Origin of the sequence: Herbiconiux daphne (genome assembly GCF_024979295.1) — a bacterium.
Lineage (GTDB): Bacteria > Actinomycetota > Actinomycetes > Actinomycetales > Microbacteriaceae > Herbiconiux > Herbiconiux daphnes.
This window is the reverse complement of the sequence record NZ_JANLCJ010000001.1, coordinates 51,185-65,079: the sequence shown is the minus strand read 5'-3', so window position 1 is coordinate 65,079 and position 13,895 is coordinate 51,185. Positions and strand designations below refer to the sequence as shown.

Genomic DNA, 13,895 nt, shown 5'->3' with positions numbered 1-13,895 from the left:
TTCTAGTTCGCGCGCGCTCGGAGCGACCTGGCGGCCGAGAGGCGGTCGGGCTTGCCCGAGGCCAGGCGGGGCAGCCGATCGACACGGCGGATCTCGACCGGCGCGGCGGCCCGGCCGGCCGCGTCGATGACGGCGGTTCGCACGATCTCGAGCGAGTCGTCGGCGACCGGGCCGTCGGTCACCACGACGCCAACCTGGCCCCAGGCGTCGCTCGGCTGACCCACCACGATCGCCTGCTCGAAGCCCGGCAGGCCCTGCACCACCCGCTCGACTCGGTCGAGTGCCACTTTGATGCCGCCCGAGATGATGACGTTGTCGAGCCGGCCGGTGACCTGCACGAGGCCGTTCTCGACCGTGCCCCCGTCGGCGGTGCGATACCAGCGCACGCCGGCGTCGGAGTGGAACTTCTGCGCCGTGAGGTCGTCGTCGCCCAGGTAGCCCTCGGCGAGGGTGGGACCAGAGAGCTCGATCTCGCCATGGTTCTCGCGGGCGACGGTCTGGCCGATGGGCCGGCCGTCGTAGACGCATCCCCCGGCGGTCTCGGTCGAGCCGTAGGTGCGCACGATCGAGAAGCCCATCTCGGCCGCCCGCTCGGCGAGCGCCGCCGGCAGCGCCTGACCGCCGATGAGGATGCTGTCGAACCTCGCGATCGACCTCCGGATGCCGCCGTCACCCTCGGCGGCATCGACCAGCCGCAGCAACTGGGCCGGCACGAGCGACGTGAACCGCAGCGGCGCCTCGAGCTCGTCGGCCATCGCGGCGAACCGCGGCGCCGAGAAGTGGCCCCCCGGGTGCGTGATCGGGGTGGTGCCCGCCACGATCGACCGCACCAGCACCTGGGCACCCGCGATGTAGTGCACCGGCAGCGCGAGCAGCCACTGCCCCTGCCCGCCGAGCACCACCTCGACCGCGGCGGCCGACGCGAGCAGCGCGTTGGTGCTGAGAGCGACCCGCTTCGGCACGCCCGACGACCCGGATGTCTCGATCACCAGCGCGACCGCCTTCGGCACCTCGGCGGGAACCAGGCCTTCGTGGGCGACCTCGGGGTCGCCGAGCGCCGGGGCGGCGTGCCGGCCGTGTTGCGGCCCGGCCACGATCGCCGCGGGCTCGCGCGGCAGGATCGCGGGGCCGTCGCCCGACAGCGCCGCCCGCAACGCGGCTTCGACGCCCCTCGTGTCGGAGCCGTCGAGCACCTCGAGTCGCCGCGTCATGGTGTCACCCTAGACGGGTCGGGCTGATCACGGCCTGATCAGTCCCGCCGCGGCATCCGCTCGCTCAGCCCTTCATGCCCGAGAACGCGAGCCCCTGCACCACCCGGCGCTGCAGCGCGAGGAACAGGATGAGAACGGGCAGCGTCGCGAGCAGGCTCGCGGCCATCAGCACGGAGTAGTCGGTTGAGAACTGGCCCTGCAGCGCCGCGAGGCCGACCGAGAGCGGCATGTTCTCGGCCCTGGTCGTGACGACGAGCGGCCACAGCAGGTCGTTCCACGACCAGAGCACGGTGATGATGATCAGCGCACTGATGCTCGGCCCGATGAGGGGCAGCATCACCCTGTAGAAGGTCTGGAACACGTTCGCGCCGTCGAGGCGAGCCGCCTCCTCGAGCTCGGTCGGCAGGCCGATGAAGGCCTGGCGCATCAGGAAGATGCCGAACGCGCTGAAGAAGCCGGGCAGCGCCACGCCGAGGGCCGTGTTGAGCAGGCCGAGATCTTGGATGATCAGGTACTGCGGGATCAGATAGATCTGCGGGGGCACCATCAAGAGCGACAGCACGAGGGCGAACACGATGTTCTTGCCGCGGAACTGCATGCGCGCGAACCCGTAGCCCGCCAGGGTGCACAGCACGAGTTGCCCGGCTGTTCGCAGAACGGTGATGAGCACCGACGTCCACAGTTGATCGAAGAACGGGATCTTCTGGAAGACCTCCACGAAGTTGCCGAACTGCAGCTGGCCGGGCCAGAACGTGGGGGGCACGCTCATCACCTGCGAGTTCGTCGACAGCGACATGACGATCTGCCACAGGAACGGGAACACCATGACGATGCCGCCGATGGTCAGCACCAGGTAAGTGAGGAACGAGCCGATGCCGGCGCGGCGGCGTGACCGTTGTCGAAGCGCGTCAGTCAATGTTCGCCCACCTTCTCTGGAGCCGGAACTGGATGGCGGTCACGGCGCCGATGACGACGAGGATGAGCAGCGCGATCGCGGCCGCGTAACCCTTGTCGTTCGAGACGAACGCCTCGGAATAGAAGAGGTAGATCAACGACTGCGTCTGCGGCATCGCCGGGTTCATCGCGCCGAGCAACGCGAAGAGCAGATCGAACACCTGGAACGCGGTGATCGTCGTGATCACGACGACGAAGAACAGGGTCGGCGCGAGCAGGGGCACGGTGACCGAGAAGAAGATCCGGATGCCGCCGGCGCCGTCGAGCTGGGCCGCCTCGTAGAGCTCCTGGGGAATGGAGGCCAGTCCCGAGCTGATGATGATCATGTTGAACCCGATCGACGCCCACAACCCCACCACCCCGAGTGCGACCAGGGCCAGACCCGGGGTCGAGGTCCAGTGCGGCCCCTCCACCCCCACGACCGCGAGGGCGGCGTTCACTATTCCGAAGTCCCCGTTGAACATGAGCCGCCACACCAGTGCAACCGCGACCGGCATCGCCACATAGGGCATGAAGAACAGCACCCGGTAGAGCTTCGCCAGCCGCAGACCGGGCCGGTTGATCAGCGACGCGGTCACGACGGCGATGGGCACACCGAGAAGCACGATGGCGGTGTAGACGATCGTGTTGCGCAGCGACGTGAGAACCGCCGGGTCGCTGAGCAGCTTCTGGTAGTTGGCGATGCCGGCCCAGGTCGAGCCGCCGAAGACGCCCCACTTCGTGAAGCTGAAGTAGGCGGTCTGAACGAGGGGCCAGAGGTAGAAGACGAAGAGACCCGCCACCGCCGGACCGATGAAGGCCCACCCCCAGAGTGACCGCTGGCTCGATCGGCGCGAGCGGCGTCGAGGCGGCCGCACCGGGGTGCCGGCGCGCGGGCCGGCGGCCGGCTGGCGCAGATCGCCAGCCGGCCGCGGCACCGTCGTCAGTCGAGTCACTGTTCCTCAGCCAGGAGGGCGTTCATGCGCTCGGCCAGTTCGTCAGCGACCTCCTTGACCGGCCGTTCGCCGGAGAAGGCCTGCGGGAGCAGCTCGTACTCGAGGTCGCGCCACGCCGTCGTGTTGTACGACTCGGGGTCGGGCACGGCGTAGCTCGTGGCGTCGAGGAACATCTGCAGACCGAAGCCGGGCTCCGAATCGACCCAGGTCTGCTGGGTTCCGTTGAAGGCCGGGATCGCGGCCCCGAGCTCGGCGAGCGTGAGAGCAGCCTCCTTCGAACCGAGGTAGGCCTGGAACGCCTGGGCGGCGGCCTTGTTCTGGCTGTCGGCGGCCACCACGTTGGCGACACCGTGGATGACGGTGGCGCTCTTCTCCTCGGCGGGCATCTGCACCGTCTTCACGTCGGCCGCGATCGGGGACTCGGCGATCTCGCTCGCCATCCAGCTGCCCGCTTGGTAGAACGCGGCCTTGCCGGAGGTGAACCACTGGTTGGGCGTGGTGTCGGAGAGCTGCTGCACCGAGGGTGACGCTCCGGATGCGATGAGGTCGGTCCAGAGCTGCAGCCCCTCGATGGTCTTCGGGTCGTCATAGCCCGACGTCTTCATGTCGTCGGAGATGACGTATCCGCCGGCCTGGAAGATGGAGTCGTAATAGCTCTGCTGACCGGTCAGCTCGGCCACGACGCCGTAGACGCCATCGCCCGAGAGCTTGTCGCTCACGGTCTGGGCCGCGGCCTTGAAGTCATCCCAGGTCCAGTCCGCGGTGGGCTCGGGCACGCCCGCCTTCTGCAGCAGGTCGGTGTTGTACCAGACGCCGATGGTGTCGAAGTCCTTGGGCACTCCGTATTGCACCCCGTCGATCGTGTAGAGCTCGTCGAGCGACTCGGGATAGTTCGCCGGGTCGATCTGCCCGTCGTCCACGAGCGACGTGATCGGTTCGATCAGGCCGCTCGGGGCGTAGATCTTGGCGTTGGGGCCGTTCATCCAGAACACATCCGGGAGGGTCTTCGCCGAGCCCTGGGTCTGGAGCTTCGTCCAGTACTGGGTGAACGGGGTGACCTCGACCGTGACCTTCACGTCGGGGTGCTCAGCCATGAAGTCGTCGGCCATCTTCTCCATCGCCGGCTGCTGGTTCTGATCCCAGATGGCGTAGGTCAGGTCTCCGCTGATGTCACCATCAGCCGCGGGCTCCGATCCGGAGCCGGAACAGCCGGCCAGACCGACGAGCAGGGCAGACGCGAGGATCGCGACGGCGTATTTGCCTCTCATTGAACAATCTCCTTGGGGTCGATGGTGCCTGGGGTGCGTTGGGTGATGCGGTCTGGATGCGGTCTATCGGGCGGGTTGGCCGAGTTCGAAGTAACGCGTCACCTCGTCGTCGACCGGGGTGATGGTCTGCGGCTCCGAGTCCGCCCGGAGTGAGCGGGTCGCCGCGACTCCGGCGGCCACGGCGAAGCGGCCGCCCAGCACCGAGGTGACCGGCGAGGTGCCGTCGGCGACGAAGCGGAGGAATTCCTCGACGCACTCGCGATCGGCGGAGTCGTGCCCGAAGTCGTCGCCCCGGAACTCGTATTCGGCGTCGCCCGATGGGGAGTACGCGGAACGTCGTTTCCAGGCCCGGATGACTCCGTCGCCGCTGTCGCCGAAGTTCTCGAGGCGGCCCTCGGTGCCGATCACCGTGAAGTTGCGCCAGTAGTCCGGCGTGAAGTGGCACTGCTGGTAGCTGCCCATGGCGCCTGATGCGAAGCGCATGAGCACCATCGAGACGTCTTCGACGTCGACGACGGGGTTCAGACCCGTCTGCTCCAGCGGGGGCCAGTTGTCGAGCGAGAACCACTCCTTCATCCGCTCTCCGCTGCGGTCGCGGCGGTCGTGGATGCGGCCGTAGACCAGCAGGTCGCCCATGCCCACGACGCGGGTGCTGTACGAATCGGCGAGCCAGTGCATGAAGTCGATGTCGTGCGCGGCCTTCTGCAGCAGCAACCCCGTCGAGCGGGTGCGGTCGGCGTGCCAGTCCTTGAAGTAGTAGTCCCCGCCGTGCCCGACGAAGTGACGGCACCAGATGCCGGTGACCTCGCCGATCTCGCCCGACTGCACGAGCGACTTCATGGTCTGCGCCATGGCGGTGTGCCGCATGTTGTGGCCCACGTAGATGCGCGTGCCGGTGCGTGCCGCGGCGTCGAGAATGGCATCGGCGTCTTCGACTGTCGTGGCCATCGGCTTCTCGAGGTAGACGGGGATGCCGCGCCCGAGAAGCTCGATCGCGACGGCGGCGTGGGTGTCGTCGGGGGTGGCGACGATCGCCGCGTCGATCTGCGGAGCCCGGATGCCGGCGAGGCCGATCTCGAGCTCGACGGAACCCCCGAAAGTCGTGCGGGCGACGCTGCGGCATTCCTCCGACGGGTCGACGATGCTCACGAGTTGAGCAGGTGTCGAAGCCGACCCGATCCACGTGGCGAGATCGCGCCCTCGCTCGCCATAGCCGATGACGGCGACCCGCAGGGGCTGGGCAGTTCCGGGCCGGTCTTCCACGCTCATCTGGATGGCTCTCCGTACGCTAAATGATTCAAGTTGCTCGCTTGAAGTCATGTTGAATCATTAACGTGCAGCGTGTCAACACATTTTTGCAAAGATGCGACAACTGCGTCGCGCCGGAGAAGACGCTGAGGTCAGGCGAGAACGACGCGCACGCCGGTCGCGCGGAACCGTTCGATGACGTCGTCCGGCGCTTCGCTGTCGGTGACCATAACGTCGACGGCGTCGATGCCGCAGATCTGCGAGAAGGCGCGCTTGCCGAGCTTGGTGTGGTCGGCCACCACGATCACCGACGAGGCGCGCTCGATCATGAGACTGTTGATGATCGACTCGTCTTCGTTGTGCCCCGTGAGGCCGTGCACCGCGTCGATCGCATCGACGCCGATGATCGCCACATCCACGTGGATCTGCTCCAGGACGTGCCGGGCGTACGGGCCGATCAACTCGTAAGAATGCGGATGAGGCACCCCGCCGGTCGACACGATCTTGATGTTCGTGCGCACGGCGAGCTCGCTGGAGATGTTGAGGGCGTTGGTGACGATCGTCAGGCTGCGACCGTGGACATCGGGCTCGCCGGTCTTGAGGGCCAGGGCCCGCGCCACCTCGGTCGTCGTGGTTCCGCCGTTGATGCCGACGATCGACCCGTCGGTGACCAGTTCGGCGGCGGCCTGGGCGATCCGCTGCTTCTCGGAGGCCTGGCGGGACGACTTGTAGCGCAGCGGCAGGTCGTACGAGACGGAATGCGAGACGGCCCCGCCGCGCGTGCGCACGACCATCTGCTGCTGGGCGAGTTCGTCGAGATCACGCCTGATCGTGGCGGTCGAGACGTCCAGGAGGGCTGCCGTCGACTCCACGTCCACCACCCCGTGCGTTCCGATCGTCTCCAAGATCCGGTTCCAGCGGTCAGCGCGCTTCATGCTTCCTCCCTCGCGTGATCCCCTCCGAGCATAGGGGCCGACGTGCCGCTAGGTGCCGGAATGCGCAGCGACTACCGAAGCGAATGTCACATAGTGCTTGAAACATTGACTTAACAAGCATTTATGTACATTGTGGAAGCAGATTACGTGAGAGGAGCCGATCATCAGCTACGTTGCGGCAGAAATTGCCAGCCAGCCCGACTGCTGGCAGCAGGCCACAGAACTCGACCGCGCCAGTGACCTGCCCGCACCGGGCGAGAAGGTCGCCGTGATCGGCTGCGGCACATCCTGGTTCATCGCCCAGTCGTACGCGCGACTCCGCGAGGCCGGCGGTTTCGGCGTCACCGACGCCTTCGCCGCGAGCGAGCATTCCCTTCGGGGGCGCGACTACGACACGGTGCTCGTGATCAGCCGGTCGGGAACGACGACCGAGATCCTCGATCTCGTCGCGGAGCTCGGCACGAGCACTCGCGTGATGGCGCTCACCGCCGACCCCGACGCGCCGCTCGCCCAGGCCGTTCCGGGGGCGATCGTGCTGGACTGGGCAGATGAACGATCGATCGTGCAGACCCGGTTCGCGACCACGGCGCTCATGGCGCTCCGCGCGTCGCTCGGCGAAGACCTGCGCTCCGTGATCGAGGCCGGGCGGGAGGCCGCGCTCGAGGAGATCGACGCCCGGGCGCGCGTCGCCGGTCAGTTCACCTTCCTCGGCCGCGGATGGAGCGTGGGGCTCGCGAACGAGGCCGCCCTGAAGCTGCGGGAGGCGGCTCAGGTATGGACCGAGTCCTACCCCGCGTTCGAATACCGCCACGGCCCCATCAGCATCGCCGAACCAGGCCGGGTCGTGTGGTCGCTCGGCACCGAGCCGAGCGGCATCGCCGACGACGTCGAGCCGACCGGAGCGCTGTTCATCGAGAACCTCAGCGATCCCGTCGTCGATCTTCTGCGCATCCAGCGTCTCGCGGTGCTGCTCGCGAACGATCGCGGTCTCGACCCCGACCGCCCTCGCAGCCTGACCCGGGCCGTCACCCTCACCGATCGCTGAGGCGACGATGCGCGAAGCGGTGCTGGCCGTCGATGTCGGCGGAACGCGGATCAAGGCGGCCTGGCTCGATCGCGACATCCGGAGCCTCGCCGCCTGGACCGTTCCGACACCGGTCGGCCGCACCGTTGACGAGACCGTCGACGCCATCATCGCCCTCGTCGGTGAAGAGGCCGTGCAGCCGCCGGAGGGCATCCGGCCCCTCGCCATCGGCGTCGCCGTTCCGGGCTTGGTCGACGAAGAGCGAGGAGTCGCGATCTACTCCGAGAACCTCGGATGGCACGACCGCGACTTCGAACGGCTTCTCGCCGCACGAACCGGCCTCCCCGTCGCGCTCAGCCAGGACGTGCGGGCGGGTGCCCGGGCCGAGGCGCTCGACGGTGCGGCGGCCGACGTCACGTCGGCCCTGTTCGTTCCCATCGGAACCGGAATCGGCGGCGCTGTGATTCTGGATGGCGAGGTGCGCTCGGGCCCGAACAATCGTGCCGGGGAGCTCGGTCACGTCAGGGTCGGCGCCGAGACCGACGCCTGCCTGTGCGGCCAGCGGGGATGCCTCGAGGCGATCGCCTCGGCGGTGGCGATCGCCCGGCAGTACCGGGAACGCACCGGAGCGGCGCTCGACGCCGCCGGGGTGGTCGATCGCGCGCAGCAGGGCGATTCCGATGCCCGGGCCGTGTGGGCGCGCGCGACCGACGCGCTCGCGAGCGTGCTGAGCGGCGCCGACGCCCTGCTCGACCTCGAGGCCGTCGTGCTCGGCGGCGGCGTCGCGCTCGCCGGCGACTTTCTGGTCGAGCCCGTGAAGGCGGGGCTGGGCGCCCTCGGCTCGCCCCATGTCGCCGTGCTCACGGCCCGCCATGGCGACCGGGCGGGGTGCCGCGGGGCGGGCCTGCGCGCCTGGGCGACGGCTCGATGACAGGCCTCGTGCTGAGCGACGCCCGCATCGTCACGCCGTCGGGTGTCGTCGACGGCTGGCTCGAGATCTCCGGTGACCGCATCACGCGCATCGGCCGCGCAGACGAGGGAACCCCTCCGGCCGGAGCCCGCTCGCTCGACGGCAGGTGGCTCCTGCCCGGATTCATCGATCTGCACGTGCACGGCGGTGGCGGCGGCTCGTTCGCCGACGGGCCGCGCGGCGCGGCGACGACGATCGATGCGCACCGGCGCACGGGCACCACGTCGATGCTCGCCAGCCTCGCCACGGCCGCGCTGCCGCAGATGCTCGACCGCTGCCGCGATCTCGTCGAGCTCTGCGAGAGAGGCGAACTGCTCGGCATCCATCTCGAGGGGCCCTTCCTGTCTGCCGCACATCGCGGGGCCCATCCCGAGGCCCTGCTGAGGGCTCCGGATGCCGCCGAGCTCGACCGACTCCTCGCCGCCGGTTCCGGGTGGGTGAAGTCGGTCACCCTCGCTCCCGAGCTGCCCGGTGCCGATGCCCTCGTCGCCCGGCTCGACGAGAGCGGCGTGATCGCCGCGTTCGGGCACACCTCGGCCACCGACGAACAGATGACCGCCGCGCTGGCGGGCCGGAGCGGTTACATCACGCACCTGTTCAACGGGATGCCGCCCATCCACCACCGCGACCCCGGGCCGGTGATCCCCGCCCTCCTCGACCCGGCGTGCTCGGTCGAGATCATCAACGACAACGTGCACGTGCATCCGGATGTCGTCCGGGCCGTGTTCCGGTTGGCCGCCGGCCGCGTCGTGCTCATCACCGACGCCATGGCCGCAGCCACACTGCCCGATGGCGTCTTCGGTCTCGACGGAGCCGAGATCGACGTGCGCGACGGACGAGCCTGGTCGGTCACCGAGCAGTCACTTGCCGGCAGCACGCTCACGATGGCCGAGGCGGTGCGCAACACGATGGCGCTGGGTGTCGATGTCGTGGCCGCGGTCGATGCCGCCGCCGGCATCCAGGCGAGGCTGCTGGGGCTCGAGCACGAGATCGGCGCGATCGGCGTCGGCATGAGGGCGGATCTCGTGGCGATGGACCCCTCGTGGAAACCCGGACTCGTCGTGCGCGCCGGTGTTCCGGTCGAGGCACCGGCATGCTGACCATCACCCTCAACGCGGCACTCGACGTGACCTACACGGTCGAACGGCTGCAGCCGGGAGCCAGTCACACCGTCAACTCCGTGCGCGCTCAGGCGGGTGGCAAGGGAATCAACGTGGCGCGCGTTCTGGCGGGGCTCGGCGAGCGCGTGACGGCCACGGGTCTGGTGGGCGGGGCGACGGGGGCTGAGATCCGCCGCGACCTCGCGTCGACGAACATCGGCGACAGCTCGATCTCGGTCGGCGGCGACTCTCGCCGCACCCTCGTGGTGGTCGACGACGAGGGCGCGACGGCCTTCAACGAACCGGGCGACGGGCTCGAATTCACCTGGCGGCACGTGGAACCCGAGCTCGTCGACCTCATCCCGCACGGGTCGGTCGTCATCGCGTCGGGGTCACTGCCCTCCCAGGCGCCGCCCGACGCCTATGCCCGCCTCACCCGCGAGGCCCATGCACGGGGCAGCGCGATCGTCGTCGACACGAGTGGCGAACCGCTTCTGCTCGCCGCTGCGGCCGGGGCCGACCTGGTCAAACCCAATGCCGAGGAGCTCGAACGCTCGACCGGGCATCGAGACGCCGCAGCGGGCGCGGCCGTGCTGCTGGCCCTCGGCGCGCGATGCGTCGCCGTGTCACTCGGCCCGGACGGCATGCTGCTCTGCACCGCCGACGAGACGGCACGAGCACGCCCGCCGGGGTTCGTGAGCGGCAACCCGACCGGAGCCGGTGACGCGGCCGTGGCCGCACTCGCCCTGGGGCTGCGCGACGATCTGCCCCTCTCCACCAGCGCCGTGCGGGCCGTCGCACTGTCGGCCGCGGCCGTGGCGCATCCCTTGGCCGGCCACGTCGATGCCGGCCACTACCGCGAATTCTTGACCGCAGTCACCCTCGAAGGGGGATTCGATGACGCTCACCACCACCGCCACTCTCGTTGACGAAGCCGTTCACGCCGGCGTCGGTGTCGCGGCGTTCAACGCCATCACCCTGGAACAGGTCGAGGCATTGCTCGAAGCCGCCGAAGCGGCCGACCGAGCCCTGATCGTGCAGCTCAGCGAGAATGCGATCCGATTTCACGGCGACGAGGTCGCGCCGATCGCGCGCGCGACGGTCGCGGCGATCGAATCGTCGACGGCGCGGGCCTCCCTGCACCTGGATCACTCGATGTCGCTCGATCTGTGCAAGGCGGCTGCCGCGTCGGGCGCGTCGTCGGTGATGTTCGACGCGTCGCACCTCGAGTTCCACCGCAACCTGCGGGCCACCGCCCAGGCAGCCGAGTGGGCGCACGACGCCGGAGTGCTGATGGAGGCCGAACTCGGGGCGGTCGGGGGCAAAGGCGGGGCTCACACCCCGGGCGTGCGCACCGACCCCGATGAAGCACGCCGGTTCGTCGACCGCACCGGGGTCGACGCGCTCGCCGTCGCGGTGGGCAGCGTGCATGCCCAGCAGTCGCGCGAGACCCTCCTCGACCTCGATCTCATCGAGGCGATCCATCGGGTGGTGCCGGTGCCCCTCGTGCTGCACGGCTCGTCCGGCGTTCCCGATCAGCAGATCGTCGAAGCGGTGCGTCGCGGCATCACCAAGGTGAACATCGGCACGGTGCTCAACATCGCCTACACGGGCACATTGCGGGAACACCTGAGCGCGAATCCGCGGCAGTCCGACCCGCGCCCCGGTCTCGGGCACGCCCGTTCCGCCATGGCGGCGGTCGCAGCGGAACTGCTGCGCACCGTACACTCGACGCGATCGGCGGAGGTGCGGTGACCGGATCACCCGAGGGGAGCGGCATGACGAGCGATGCGACATCCGGAGTCGGCGCAACGGCCCTCTCGGGCCGAGAACTGGTGGGGTTCGAAGGACTGGCCGAGCGTCTGCCGACACCGCCGTTCCCGCGCGAAGACGACGCCGGCGTCATCGCCGCCCGCTTGCGCGACGTGCTGGGGGTGCCGGCGAGCAGCGGCACCACGATCGTGCGCGAGGGCGAGAGCTGGACGCGGGACGGGATCGACGGCGTCGCCCTCAGCTGGAACGCCGGATGGGGGCCCGACACCCAGGCGTGGCTTCTGCGTCCGGCCGGAGAGACGGGCCCCCTTCCCGGTGTCGTCGCCTTGCACTGCCACAGCGATGTGAAGTACTTCGGCAAGGAGAAGATCGCCGACGGGCCGGGCGAGACCGCGCCCGAGGTACAGCGACTGCGATCGCAGTCGTACGGCGGGCGGGCCATGGCGAACGAGATCGCGCGGTCGGGCGCGAGCGTGCTCGTGCACGACGTGTTCGGCTGGGGCAGCAGGCGGTTCCCGGTGTCGGGGATGTCGGCGCGCAGCGAGCGGTATGCGGCGCTCGCGGAGGCGGCGGCTGCCGTAGCCGGCTCAGGGGCGGGGGCAGGAGCTGAGGCCGTCGGAGCCGGGGCGCTCCTCGGCGAGGCGGAGCGGTATGAGATCCACGCCGCTCCCTACGAAGACGCCGTGGCGAAGGTGCTCGGGCTGCTCGGCACGTCGTGGGGCGGGGTCGTCGTGAGCGAAGACCTGCTGGCGGCCCGGCTTCTGGCCGATCGTGCCGATGTGGCGCCAGGCGGGGTCACGCTCGTCGGGATGTCGGGCGGCGGAGCGCGGGCCGTGCTCGCCTCGGCGCTCAGCGACGACATCCGGGCCATCGGGGTGATGTCGATGATGTCGACCTTCGGCTCGCTCGTCGACGGTTACGTGAACAAGCACACCTGGATGATGCTGAATCCCGGCATCGGGCGGGTCGCGGAATGGCCCGACATCGCCGGGGCGCGCGCACCGCGGCCGCTGTTCGTGGGCTTCGCCGCCGAGGACGAGCTGTTCCCGGCGGAGGGGCTTCGGGCCGCCGACGTTCGACTCGCGGAGCGCTACGCCGCTGCCGGCGCGTCGGCCCGCTACCGAGCGCACTGGGAGGATGCCCCGCACTCGTTCGGAGTGCCGATGCAGGATGCGTTCATCCGATGGCATCGCTCGCTCGTGAACCCCTGACGCCGAGCAGGGCACTCACCGGCGCCACGGCGATCAGCGCACTACAGGCGACCAGTGCCGTCTGAACGCCGGCGGCCTGCACGACGACTCCGCACAGCGCTCCTCCGGCGGCGATTCCGGAGGCCGAGGCCGTGTTGATCCAGGTGAAGCCGCGGGTCAGGGCGTGGCGGGGCACCGTCGTCTCGACCAGCTGCGTGGAGGTGACGTGCACCGGAGCGATCGTGGTGCCTGCGACCAGGAGCGCGAGCACGATCACCGGAAGCACCGGGGCGAGTGCTGCCGCCATCACCGAGGCAAGGAGGGTCACGGCGGCCAGTGCTTGCACGGTCGAAGGAGCTCGTCGCACGCGGATCGCGCCGTAGGCCAGGCCGCTCACGAGGCTCGCCAGACTCGTGAGTGCCACGATCACGCCGGCTGCGGGGGCGTAACCCTGCTGGGCGGTGAAAGCGGTCACCACGATCGGCGCAGCGCCGAAGAAGCAGCCCAGCCCGAACACGACCCCGAGGGTCGACACCAGCCGGCGGGACACGAAGCCGCCGCCGGATCTCCTCACGGCCGTCTGCGCACCCTCGGCACGCGCGTCGCGAGCTCGGGCCGGGGGTGCGGTGCGCCGCTGGGCGACGAGCACGACGCATCCGGCCACGAGCAGACCGGCGGCGCCGACCGTGCCGGCCCCCCACCAGATCAGGCCGCTCGCGAGAGTCACCGCGGGCGGTCCGGCGAGGAACACCACGTCGTTCACGGCCGCCTCGAGCGAGAACGCCGTGCGCAGCCGGTCGCGGTCGGTCAGAAGATGAGTCCAGCGGGCCGCCGACAAGGCGCCCGGCTGCGGCAGCGATCCTCCGGCGACAACCGCTCCGGCGATGAGAACCGGAACGCTGTCACTCAGGCATCCGGCCACCACCGACGCCAGACCGAGCAGGTGACCGGCCAGGAGTAGGGGCACCGTCCTGGTCTGCCCGAATCGATCGACCAGCCGGGCGAGCTGCGGACCGGCGACGGCCTCGCCGGCGGCGAAGGTTCCCGTCGCGAGGCCGGCCAGCGCAAAGGAGCCCGTCAGCGACTGCACGGTCCACAAGAGGCCGAGACCGGTCATCGCCACGCCCAGTCGAGCGACGGAGGCACCCGCGAAGAAGGCGGCCGCACCCGGGGGCGAGAACAACGAGGCATAGCGCTCGCGCCCTGATCGAACGCGAAGGATCAGCATCTGCGCAGCGCGCCGCACGTCGGCCATCGTCGACGCCTCCACGCGGCTGGCCCGGATCG

Annotated in this window: 13 protein-coding genes; 6 read left to right on the top strand and 7 right to left on the bottom strand. The window is 69.6% G+C overall.

Annotation, left to right across the window (positions count from 1 at the left end; translation table 11 throughout):
* Nucleotides 1-2: 2 nt before the first annotated feature.
* The 6 genes from N1032_RS00345 to N1032_RS00320 all read right to left on the bottom strand — a co-directional run bounded on the left by N1032_RS00345 (nucleotide 3) and on the right by N1032_RS00320 (nucleotide 6,551).
* Nucleotides 3-1,211 carry an AMP-binding protein gene (locus tag N1032_RS00345; RefSeq protein WP_259536686.1) on the bottom strand — a complete coding sequence of 403 codons (1,209 nt, stop codon included), beginning with the start codon at nucleotides 1,209-1,211 and terminating at the stop codon, nucleotides 3-5.
* A gap of 64 nt (nucleotides 1,212-1,275) precedes the next feature.
* Nucleotides 1,276-2,127, bottom strand: coding sequence for a carbohydrate ABC transporter permease (locus tag N1032_RS00340; protein ID WP_259536684.1), 852 nt, complete (start codon nucleotides 2,125-2,127; stop codon nucleotides 1,276-1,278).
* Entirely contained in the window at nucleotides 2,120-3,100 is a 981-nt protein-coding gene (locus tag N1032_RS00335; protein WP_259536683.1) for a carbohydrate ABC transporter permease, read from the bottom strand. The genes N1032_RS00340 and N1032_RS00335 overlap by 8 nt, the downstream gene beginning before the upstream one ends.
* Nucleotides 3,097-4,368 (bottom strand): ABC transporter substrate-binding protein, encoded by a 1,272-nt coding sequence (locus tag N1032_RS00330; RefSeq protein ID WP_259536681.1) that lies wholly within the window; start codon nucleotides 4,366-4,368, stop codon nucleotides 3,097-3,099. Before N1032_RS00330 ends, N1032_RS00335 begins: the two co-directional genes overlap by 4 nt.
* A gap of 63 nt (nucleotides 4,369-4,431) precedes the next feature.
* Nucleotides 4,432-5,637 carry a Gfo/Idh/MocA family protein gene (locus tag N1032_RS00325; RefSeq protein WP_259536677.1) on the bottom strand — a complete coding sequence of 402 codons (1,206 nt, stop codon included), beginning with the start codon at nucleotides 5,635-5,637 and terminating at the stop codon, nucleotides 4,432-4,434.
* 131 nt (nucleotides 5,638-5,768) lie between these two features.
* Nucleotides 5,769-6,551: a DeoR/GlpR family DNA-binding transcription regulator gene (locus N1032_RS00320; protein WP_259536676.1), complete on the bottom strand. Its 783-nt coding sequence runs from the start codon at nucleotides 6,549-6,551 to the stop codon at nucleotides 5,769-5,771.
* A gap of 268 nt (nucleotides 6,552-6,819) precedes the next feature.
* Between N1032_RS00320 and N1032_RS00315 the strand changes: the two genes are divergently transcribed.
* From N1032_RS00315 to N1032_RS00290, 6 genes are read left to right on the top strand one after another with little or no spacing between them, the layout of a single operon-like run.
* Nucleotides 6,820-7,596 (top strand): SIS domain-containing protein, encoded by a 777-nt coding sequence (locus N1032_RS00315; RefSeq protein ID WP_259536673.1) that lies wholly within the window; start codon nucleotides 6,820-6,822, stop codon nucleotides 7,594-7,596.
* A gap of 7 nt (nucleotides 7,597-7,603) precedes the next feature.
* Nucleotides 7,604-8,506, top strand: a complete 903-nt coding sequence (locus N1032_RS00310; protein WP_259536672.1) for an ROK family protein — start codon at nucleotides 7,604-7,606, stop codon at nucleotides 8,504-8,506.
* On the top strand, nucleotides 8,503-9,645 hold the full coding sequence (gene nagA, locus N1032_RS00305; RefSeq protein ID WP_259536671.1) for an N-acetylglucosamine-6-phosphate deacetylase: 1,143 nt from the start codon (nucleotides 8,503-8,505) through the stop codon (nucleotides 9,643-9,645). The genes N1032_RS00310 and nagA overlap by 4 nt, the downstream gene beginning before the upstream one ends.
* On the top strand, nucleotides 9,639-10,574 hold the full coding sequence (locus N1032_RS00300; RefSeq protein WP_259536669.1) for a 1-phosphofructokinase family hexose kinase: 936 nt from the start codon (nucleotides 9,639-9,641) through the stop codon (nucleotides 10,572-10,574). Before nagA ends, N1032_RS00300 begins: the two co-directional genes overlap by 7 nt.
* Nucleotides 10,543-11,400 carry a class II fructose-bisphosphate aldolase gene (locus tag N1032_RS00295; protein ID WP_259536668.1) on the top strand — a complete coding sequence of 286 codons (858 nt, stop codon included), beginning with the start codon at nucleotides 10,543-10,545 and terminating at the stop codon, nucleotides 11,398-11,400. Before N1032_RS00300 ends, N1032_RS00295 begins: the two co-directional genes overlap by 32 nt.
* Nucleotides 11,397-12,629, top strand: coding sequence for a dienelactone hydrolase family protein (locus N1032_RS00290; RefSeq protein WP_259536667.1), 1,233 nt, complete (start codon nucleotides 11,397-11,399; stop codon nucleotides 12,627-12,629). Before N1032_RS00295 ends, N1032_RS00290 begins: the two co-directional genes overlap by 4 nt.
* On the opposite strand, the gene N1032_RS00285 is transcribed toward N1032_RS00290, so the two are convergent.
* On the bottom strand, nucleotides 12,595-13,863 hold the full coding sequence (locus N1032_RS00285) for an MFS transporter (protein WP_259536666.1): 1,269 nt from the start codon (nucleotides 13,861-13,863) through the stop codon (nucleotides 12,595-12,597). The genes N1032_RS00290 and N1032_RS00285 overlap by 35 nt on opposite strands.
* Between the last annotated feature and the right edge of the window lie 32 nt (nucleotides 13,864-13,895).

Bases quoted from the DNA above. Each gene is read 5' to 3' on its own strand.
- N1032_RS00345 (WP_259536686.1), bottom strand. From the start codon at position 1,211: ATGACGCGGCGACTCGAGGTGCTCGACGGCTCCGACACGAGGGGCGTC.
- N1032_RS00330 (WP_259536681.1), bottom strand. From the start codon at position 4,368: ATGAGAGGCAAATACGCCGTCGCGATCCTCGCGTCTGCCCTGCTCGTC.
- N1032_RS00325 (WP_259536677.1), bottom strand. From the start codon at position 5,637: ATGAGCGTGGAAGACCGGCCCGGAACTGCCCAGCCCCTGCGGGTCGCC.
- N1032_RS00320 (WP_259536676.1), bottom strand. From the start codon at position 6,551: ATGAAGCGCGCTGACCGCTGGAACCGGATCTTGGAGACGATCGGAACG.
- N1032_RS00310 (WP_259536672.1), top strand. From the start codon at position 7,604: ATGCGCGAAGCGGTGCTGGCCGTCGATGTCGGCGGAACGCGGATCAAG.
- nagA (WP_259536671.1), top strand. From the start codon at position 8,503: ATGACAGGCCTCGTGCTGAGCGACGCCCGCATCGTCACGCCGTCGGGT.
- N1032_RS00300 (WP_259536669.1), top strand. From the start codon at position 9,639: ATGCTGACCATCACCCTCAACGCGGCACTCGACGTGACCTACACGGTC.
- N1032_RS00295 (WP_259536668.1), top strand. From the start codon at position 10,543: ATGACGCTCACCACCACCGCCACTCTCGTTGACGAAGCCGTTCACGCC.
- N1032_RS00285 (WP_259536666.1), bottom strand. From the start codon at position 13,863: ATGGCCGACGTGCGGCGCGCTGCGCAGATGCTGATCCTTCGCGTTCGA.